The following is a 7,569-nucleotide window of genomic DNA, read 5'->3' on the forward strand; positions in this document are numbered from 1 at the left end:
GCACAGGCGCGGCAGGTACATCATGAAGGTGTTTTCGAACTGGCCGTAGATGTCTTTCTGGATGTCATCAAAGTTCTTGTCTTTGCTGCGCTTGGCGAATTCGCCACCCAGAATTTCCTCCCAGTTCGGGCCCCACTCGATTTTTTCCATGCGTTGCCCGGTGATCAGGCTGCGCGGGCGTGCGGTAGGCACGTTGTTGCCGGCCGGCGCGCTTTGCAGGTGAGCGTAGTCGAAGGTGAAGGGCTCGTAGTAGTCGTCGATTTGCGGCAAGTTGGGGTTGGCGAAAATTTTCATCAACAGCTTCCACTTGGCGCCCTGGCGTGGCTCGATGGCACCGTTGCTCTTGCGGATCCAGCCACCGTTCCACTTGTCCTGGTTTTCCCATTCCTTGGGGTAGCCGATGCCGGGTTTGGTCTCGACGTTGTTGAACCAGGCGTATTCCATGCCGGGGCGGCTGGTCCAGACGTTTTTGCAGGTGACTGAGCAGGTGTGGCAACCAATGCACTTGTCCAGGTTGAGCACCATGCCGATTTGTGCGCGAATTTTCATTTTTTTCTCCAAGCTGATCAGTTTTGGGTGGTAGCGGCATTGCTGGACGAGTCTTCATCGTCCAGCCAGTCCACCTTGTTCATCTTGCGCAGCACGACGAACTCGTCGCGATTGGTGCCGATGGTGCCGTAGTAGTTGAAGCCGTAGCTGAACTGCGCGTAGCCGCCGATCATGTGCGTCGGCTTGAGCACAATGCGGGTGACCGAGTTGTGGATGCCACCACGGCCCCCTGTGATCTCCGAGCCGGGCTGGTTCACCAGCTTTTCCTGAGCGTGGTACATCATGCACATGCCATTGCGCACACGTTGGCTCACCACCGCACGCGCGTTGAGCGCGCCGTTGAGGTTGAACAACTCAATCCAGTCGTTGTCCACAATCCCGGCGGCTTTGGCGTCGTCTTCGCTGATCCAGACGATCGGGCCACCGCGGCTGAGCGTCAACATGTGCAGGTTGTCGCTGTAGGTGCTGTGAATGCCCCATTTTTGGTGCGGCGTGATGAAGTTCAGCGCAATCTCTTTGTTGCCATTGGGCTTGCGGTCTTGCATGGCGTGGGTCGTTTTCAAGTCCACCGGCGGGCGGTAGCTGCTGAAGCCTTCACCAAACGCGGTCATCCACGGGTGATCCATGTAGAACTGCTGGCGCCCGGTCAGGGTGCGCCATGGGATCATCTCGTGCACGTTGGTGTAACCGGCGTTGTAGCTGACGGTTTCACTCTCGATGCCGCTCCAGGTAGGAGAGCTGATGATCTTGCGCGGCTGCGCTTGAATGTCGCGGAAGCGAATCTTCTCATCCTCGCGGTGAATGGCCAGGTGGGTGTGGTCCAGACCGGTTTGTTTACCCAATGCTTCCCAGGCCTTGACCGCGACGTGGCCGTTGGTTTCGGGCGCGAGTTGCAGGATGACTTCGCAGGCATCAATGTCGCTCTCGATCTTGGGCATGCCGCAGGTCACGCCGGCATCCGTGGTCAAGCCATTGAGTTGACCCAACTGGGTGACTTCAATCTTGGTGTCCCAGCTGATGCCCTTGCCGCCGTTGCCCACCTTGTTCATCAGCGGGCCAACCGCGGTGAAACGCTTGTACACATTGGGGTAGTCGCGTTCCACCACCATGAAGCTGGGGGCGGTCTTGCCAGGGATCAGGTCGATCTCGCCCTTCTTCCATTCCTGCACACCAAAGGGTTGTGCCATCTCGGCAGGGGTGTCGTGCATGATCGGGGTCAGCACCATGTCGCGCTCCACGCCCAGATGCCCGACGCAGATTTCGCTGAACTTCTTGGCAAAACCCTTGTAGATTTCCCAGTCGCTGCGCGACTGCCAGGCAGGGTCCACCGCGGTGCTCAGGGGATGGATGAACGGGTGCATGTCGCTGGTGTTCATGTCGTTCTTTTCGTACCAGGTGGCCGTGGGCAACACAATGTCAGAGTAGAGACAAGTGGTGCTCATGCGGAAGTCCAGCGTCACCACCAGGTCGAGCTTGCCCTCGGGGGCGTTGTCGTGCCAGACCACTTCGGTGGGGCGGGCCTCGTCTTTGCCCAGATCCTTGCCCTGCACGCCGTGTTTGGTGCCCAGCAGGTGCTTCAAAAAGTACTCATGCCCCTTGCCGCTGGAGCCCAGAATGTTGCTGCGCCAGACAAACATGTTGCGCGGCCAGTTGTTGGGGTGGTCGGGGTCTTCGCAGCTCATGGTCTGGCTGCCGTCTTGCAAGCCCCGGGTCAAATAATCCTTTGGCTCCATGTTGGCCGCCGTCGCGGCACGTACCACCTCGAGCGGGTTGGTCTTGAGCTGCGGCGCGCTGGGCAACCAGCCCATGCGTTCGGCGCGCACGTTATAGTCGATCATGCTGCCGCCAAATTTGGCTTTGTCGGCCAGCGGCGACAGGATTTCATCGACACCCACGGTTTCGTAGCGCCACTGGTCGGTGTGCGCGTAGAAGAAGCTGGTGCCGTTCATTTGCCGGGGCGGGCGAATCCAGTCCAGCGCAAAAGCCAGCGCGGTCCATCCGGTTTGCGGGCGCAGTTTTTCCTGACCCACATAGTGCGCCCAGCCGCCACCCGACTGGCCAATGCAGCCGCACATCATCAGCATGTTGATGACACCGCGGTAGTTCATGTCGGCGTGGAACCAGTGGTTCATGGCGGCGCCAATGATCACCATCGACTTGCCGTGCGTCTTGTCGGCGTTGTCGGCAAACTGGCGCGCTACGGTGATGAGTTGCTCACGCGGCGTGCCGGTGATGCGCTCTTGCCAGGCTGGCGTGTAAGGCGTGTCGTCGTTGAAGTCCTTGGCGGCCATTTCACCCGGCAGGCCGCGTGCCACGCCGTAGTTCGCCACTTGCAGGTCGAACACGGTGGCCACCAGGGCTTCACGCTGGTCGCCTTCCTTGCCCAGCGCAATGCGTTGCACCGGCACGGTGCGCACCAGCACGTTATTGGCCGCGTCGCCGCTGGCATTGTTGGGGAAGTGCTCGGAGACGATGCCGCCGAAGTACGGGAAACCGACCTTGGCGGTCTCGGCGCTGGCTTCGTTGCCTTCCATCACGGTGAGTTTGAGCTTGACCTCGGTGCCATGGCGGGCTTCCTTGGCCTCCAGGTTCCACTGGCCCTGGTCAGCACGGCCATCTGCGCCCCAGCGGAAACCAATGGCACCGTTGGGCAACACCACTTTGCCGCTCATGTCCAGCGCGACGGTTTTCCACTCGGGGTTGTTGGCCGCGCCGAGCTTGCCGTTGAAGTCGGAGGCGCGCACATAGCGGTCGGGCACCATCACGGTTTCGCCGCTGGGCAGTACCTTTTCTTTCAGCATGACCAGCATCGGCATGTCGGTGTAACGGCGCACGTAGTTGTCAAAGTACTCGCTGCGCGGTTTGCCGCCATCGGGGAAATAAAACTCTTTCAGGATCACATGGCCCATGGCCATGGCGACAGCAGCGTCGGTGCCCTGTTTGGGCTTCATCCAGATGTCGGACAGCTTGGCCACTTCAGAGTAGTCGGGTGTGACGGCCACCGTCTTGGTGCCTTTGTAGCGCACTTCGGTAAAGAAGTGGGCGTCGGGCGTGCGCGTTTGCGGCACGTTGGAGCCCCAGGCAATGATGTACGACGAGTTGTACCAGTCGGCCGATTCGGGCACATCGGTTTGCTCACCCCAGATTTGCGGGCTGGCCGGGGGCAGGTCGCAGTACCAGTCGTAAAAGCTGATCGGCACACCGCCAATCAGACCCAGGTAGCGGCTGCCGGCGGCATACGACACCATCGACATGGCGGGAATGGGCGAGAAGCCGATGATGCGGTCTGGCCCGTATTGCTTGATGGTGAAGACGTTGGCCGCTGCCACCATCTCGTTGACCTCGTCCCAGCTGGAGCGCACAAAGCCGCCCATGCCGCGTTGGGTCTGGTAACTTTTGCGCTTGGCATCGTCCAGGGCAATGGATGCCCAGGCCTCGACTGGCGCCTGGGTCTGACGCGCTTCGCGCCAGAGCTTGAGCAAGGCGCCACGCACCATCGGGTATTTGACGCGGTTGGCGCTGTACAAGTACCAGCTGTAGCTGGCACCCCGGGCGCAGCCACGCGGCTCGTGATTGGGCATGTCCCAGCGCGTGCGTGGGTAGTCGGTTTGCTGGGTTTCCCAGGTCACGATGCCGCCCTTGACGTAAATCTTCCAGGAGCAGGAGCCGGTGCAGTTCACGCCGTGCGTGCTGCGCACGATCTTGTCGTGCGCCCAGCGGGTGCGGTAGGCATCTTCCCAGGTGCGGTCTTCACCCGTGGTGACACCGTGCTCGCCAGAGAAAGCCTCTTTGGGTTGCGAGAAATAAGTGAGTCGATCAAGAAAGTGGCTCATGGTTTACCTCTGAAAAAATGGATGTGAAAAATTTCTTGTGGTCACGGGTTTTTGATCTCCGAGCCGGCGCGCAAATAGAACCACCAGTTCAGCACCAGGCACAGCGCGTAAAAGATGGCAAAGCCGTACATGGCGATCTGCGGTGTGCCGGCCTTGATCTGGGCACCAATCACCACAGGCGCGATAAAGGCACCGTAAGCGGCCACGGCTGAAGTCCAGCCCAGCACCGGACCGGCTTGCTGGCGGTCAAAAATGACACCAATGGTGCGGAAGGTGGAACCATTGCCAATGCCGCTGGCGGCAAACAGCAGCACAAACAGCCACATGAAGGTGGAAAAATACTGCTCTGGCGTGGCCGAAGCGTAGGCTTGCATCATCACGTAACCCACCCCTGTCGAGGCGCCCACCATGACGACCGAGATCACCTGGGTCACGATGGAACCGCCCACCTTGTCAGAGATCCAGCCGCCCACCGGGCGAATCAGCGCGCCGACAAACGGGCCGATCCAGGCGTAGGTGAGGGCGGACGGTGCGTTCGGGTTTTTCAGGGTGTGCTGCATGATGCCGGCCGCGTCAGGCACATGACTGACACCAAAAATCACCGTGATCGACAGCGGCAAGGCCATCGAGAAACCAATGAAGGAGCCGAAGGTGACGATGTAGAGCAGCGTCAGGGACCAGGTGTGCTTGTTTTTGAAAATATCAAACTGCTTGGCAATGTTGCCTTTCATCTCGCCGAAGGCCGCCAGCCGCATGGCCATCAGCGTGGCCACGATGATGAGTGGCAGGGCCACCCACATGCTGAGCAGACCCAAACCGGTGGGCGCCGGCAGGTACAGGTACAGCCCCAGGCCGCCGATCAGGCATGTGATGCCCCACAAGTACAGGATTTTGGAAAACGCTGCCAGCGTGCCGCCGTAGTTGGGCGATAGCGGCAGCAGGTTGTTCATGCCAAACCAGGCGGCGGCGACCAGGGGCAGCAAAATGGCCGCCCAGATGAAGCCGGCGTTTTGAATGAAGGTGGGGGTGCCCGCCAGGATCTTGCCCATGATCCAGCCGCTGTCCTTGGTCAACACCATGGAGCCACCACCGACAGCGCCAAACAGGCCCACGGTCATGACCAGCGGAATCAGCACCTGCATGGTGGTGACACCAAAGTTGCCCAGACCGGCGTTCAGGCCCAGCCCGGTGCCCTGCAGGCGTTTGGGGTAAAAACCCGAAATATTGGACATCGAACAGGCAAAGTTGCCACCACCAATGCCGCTCAGGAAGGCGCAGGCCTGGAACACCCACAAGGGCGTGTTGGTGTCCTGCAGCGCCATGCCGGTCCAGACCGCCGGGATGATCAGAAGTGCCGAGGTCAGGAAGATCGTGTTGCGCCCGCCTGACAAGCGGATAAAGAACGACGCCGGGATGCGGAAGGTGGCACCCATCAGGCCGGCGATGGCGGTCAGGGTGAACATTTCGGCGGGCTTGAACGGAAAACCCAGGTTGATCATCTGCACGGTGATGATGCCCCACATGGCCCAGACGGCAAAGGCCACCAGCAGGTTGGGAATGGAAATCCAGAGGTTGCGGCTGGCGACTCGCTTGCCCGTGGTTTCCCAGAACTGCTCGTCTTCCGGGCGCCAGTCGGCGATGTCTGCGCCTGATGCTTTTATGTTGCTCATAGGTTCTTTCAGTTGGAAATGATTTGTGCGGTGATCTCGGGCGGGCTCTTGTGGGCCATGTACTCCTTGGCGCGCACTTCGGTCCAGTACATCCAGATCAAGGACACCCAGACCACGCCATACATCAGCATGAAGGCGCTGGAGCGGATGCCGGTCAAGTCCACCAGGGCGCCGAACATGATCGGCAGAATGAAGCCGCCCATGCCGCCGGCCAGCCCGACGATGCCGCTGATGGTGCCGATGTTGTCGGGATACTCGTCGCTGATGTACTTGAAGACGCTGGCCTTGCCGAAGGCAAATGCAATGCCCAGCGTGAACATCAGGAAGGTGAACAGGTAAACATTCAGGCCGATGTGGAAGGTCTTCGGACCGTCAATGGTGGCGACTGTGAAGTCGAACTGTGGGTAGCTCAGCAGGAACAGGCAGATCCAGGCCACCCATAGCACCCACCAGGTCACGCTGTGCGCGCCGTACTTGTCCGACATCCAGCCGCCCATGGCGCGAAGGACACCGCCGGGCAATGAGAAGCAGGCCGCCAGCAAAGCTGCGATGCGGATGTCCAGTCCGAACTCGCCCACGTAGTACTGCACCATCCAAAGAGAGAGCGCAACATAGCCACCGAACACGATGCTGTAGTACTGGCAGTACTTGATTACCTTGGGATCTTTCAAGGCCTTGAGCTGGTCGCTGAACTTGACGTGGCTGGGCACCAGATGGCTGGGGTCGCTGTAGCTGAAAAACCAGAACAGCAACACCGTGCCCAGCATGATGCCCGCATACACATGCGGCACCATGGTCCAGCCGAAGGCGACCACCAGTGCGGGTGCCAGGAATTTATTGACGGCTGCGCCTGAGTTGCCGGCGCCGAAGATGCCCATTGCAAAGCCTTGCTTATCTTTGGGAAACCAGCGCGCCACATAGGGCGTGCCCACCGAAAAAGAACCGCCTGCAAGGCCGATGACCAGGCCAATGGCGAGGTAATGCCAGAATTCGGTGGCAACGGCCATGAACCAGATGGCTGGCACAGTGGCTGCCATCAAGGCAGTCATCACGATGCGACCGCCGTATTTGTCGGTCCAAATGCCCAAGGGCACCCGGATCAATGAGCCGGAAAGTACCGGCATGGCCGTCATCAGGCCAAACTCGGTGGCGCTGAGACCGAGCGTTTTTTTGATCGGAATGCCGATCACGGCAAACATCATCCACACCATGAAACACACGGTGAAGGCGAAGGTGCTGACGATCAGCACGGACAGGGCTTGCCCTTTCTTGGTCATGTCAAAAACTCCTTTTTGGATTGACAAGACTGTAGGTTGGGCGGCGGTTTTTCGGTATCCCTCTGTGGAACGGGTGCAAGCTGAATTTGGAACTAGGGGCCGGTCAGAGAGACTAGTTCTGAAGAACTACTTTTGCCACATCGCACCGAGCAAGTGCAGGTTCAAGCTAAATTGCATTGCAGGTTCAAGCTAGCTTCATGAATCCGCAGCGACGCCCCAAGCCATGAAAGAGTACCGTCA

Annotated in this window: 3 protein-coding genes and 1 pseudogene; all 4 read right to left on the reverse strand. The window is 59.6% G+C overall.

Features of this window, described 5'->3' with window-relative positions:
* A pseudogene (gene narH, locus IBX54_RS10390) lies at nucleotides 1-549 on the reverse strand (nitrate reductase subunit beta); the annotation flags it as partial.
* A 17-nt stretch (nucleotides 550-566) separates the two neighbouring features.
* Nucleotides 567-4,382, reverse strand: a complete 3,816-nt coding sequence (locus IBX54_RS10395) for a nitrate reductase subunit alpha (protein WP_296542585.1) — start codon at nucleotides 4,380-4,382, stop codon at nucleotides 567-569.
* Nucleotides 4,383-4,423: 41 nt separating this feature from the next.
* Entirely contained in the window at nucleotides 4,424-6,052 is a 1,629-nt protein-coding gene (locus IBX54_RS10400; RefSeq protein ID WP_296542586.1) for an antiporter, read from the reverse strand.
* A gap of 8 nt (nucleotides 6,053-6,060) precedes the next feature.
* Entirely contained in the window at nucleotides 6,061-7,329 is a 1,269-nt protein-coding gene (locus tag IBX54_RS10405) for a nitrate/nitrite transporter (protein ID WP_296542587.1), read from the reverse strand.
* Nucleotides 7,330-7,569 lie beyond the last annotated feature (240 nt).

This window comes from Rhodoferax sp. (genome assembly GCF_014859475.1).
Classification (GTDB): Bacteria; Pseudomonadota; Gammaproteobacteria; order Burkholderiales; family Burkholderiaceae_C; genus Rhodoferax.

Bases quoted from the DNA above. Each gene is read 5' to 3' on its own strand.
- IBX54_RS10400 (WP_296542586.1), bottom strand. From the start codon at position 6,052: ATGAGCAACATAAAAGCATCAGGCGCAGACATCGCCGACTGGCGCCCG.
- IBX54_RS10395 (WP_296542585.1), bottom strand. From the start codon at position 4,382: ATGAGCCACTTTCTTGATCGACTCACTTATTTCTCGCAACCCAAAGAG.
- IBX54_RS10405 (WP_296542587.1), bottom strand. From the start codon at position 7,329: ATGACCAAGAAAGGGCAAGCCCTGTCCGTGCTGATCGTCAGCACCTTC.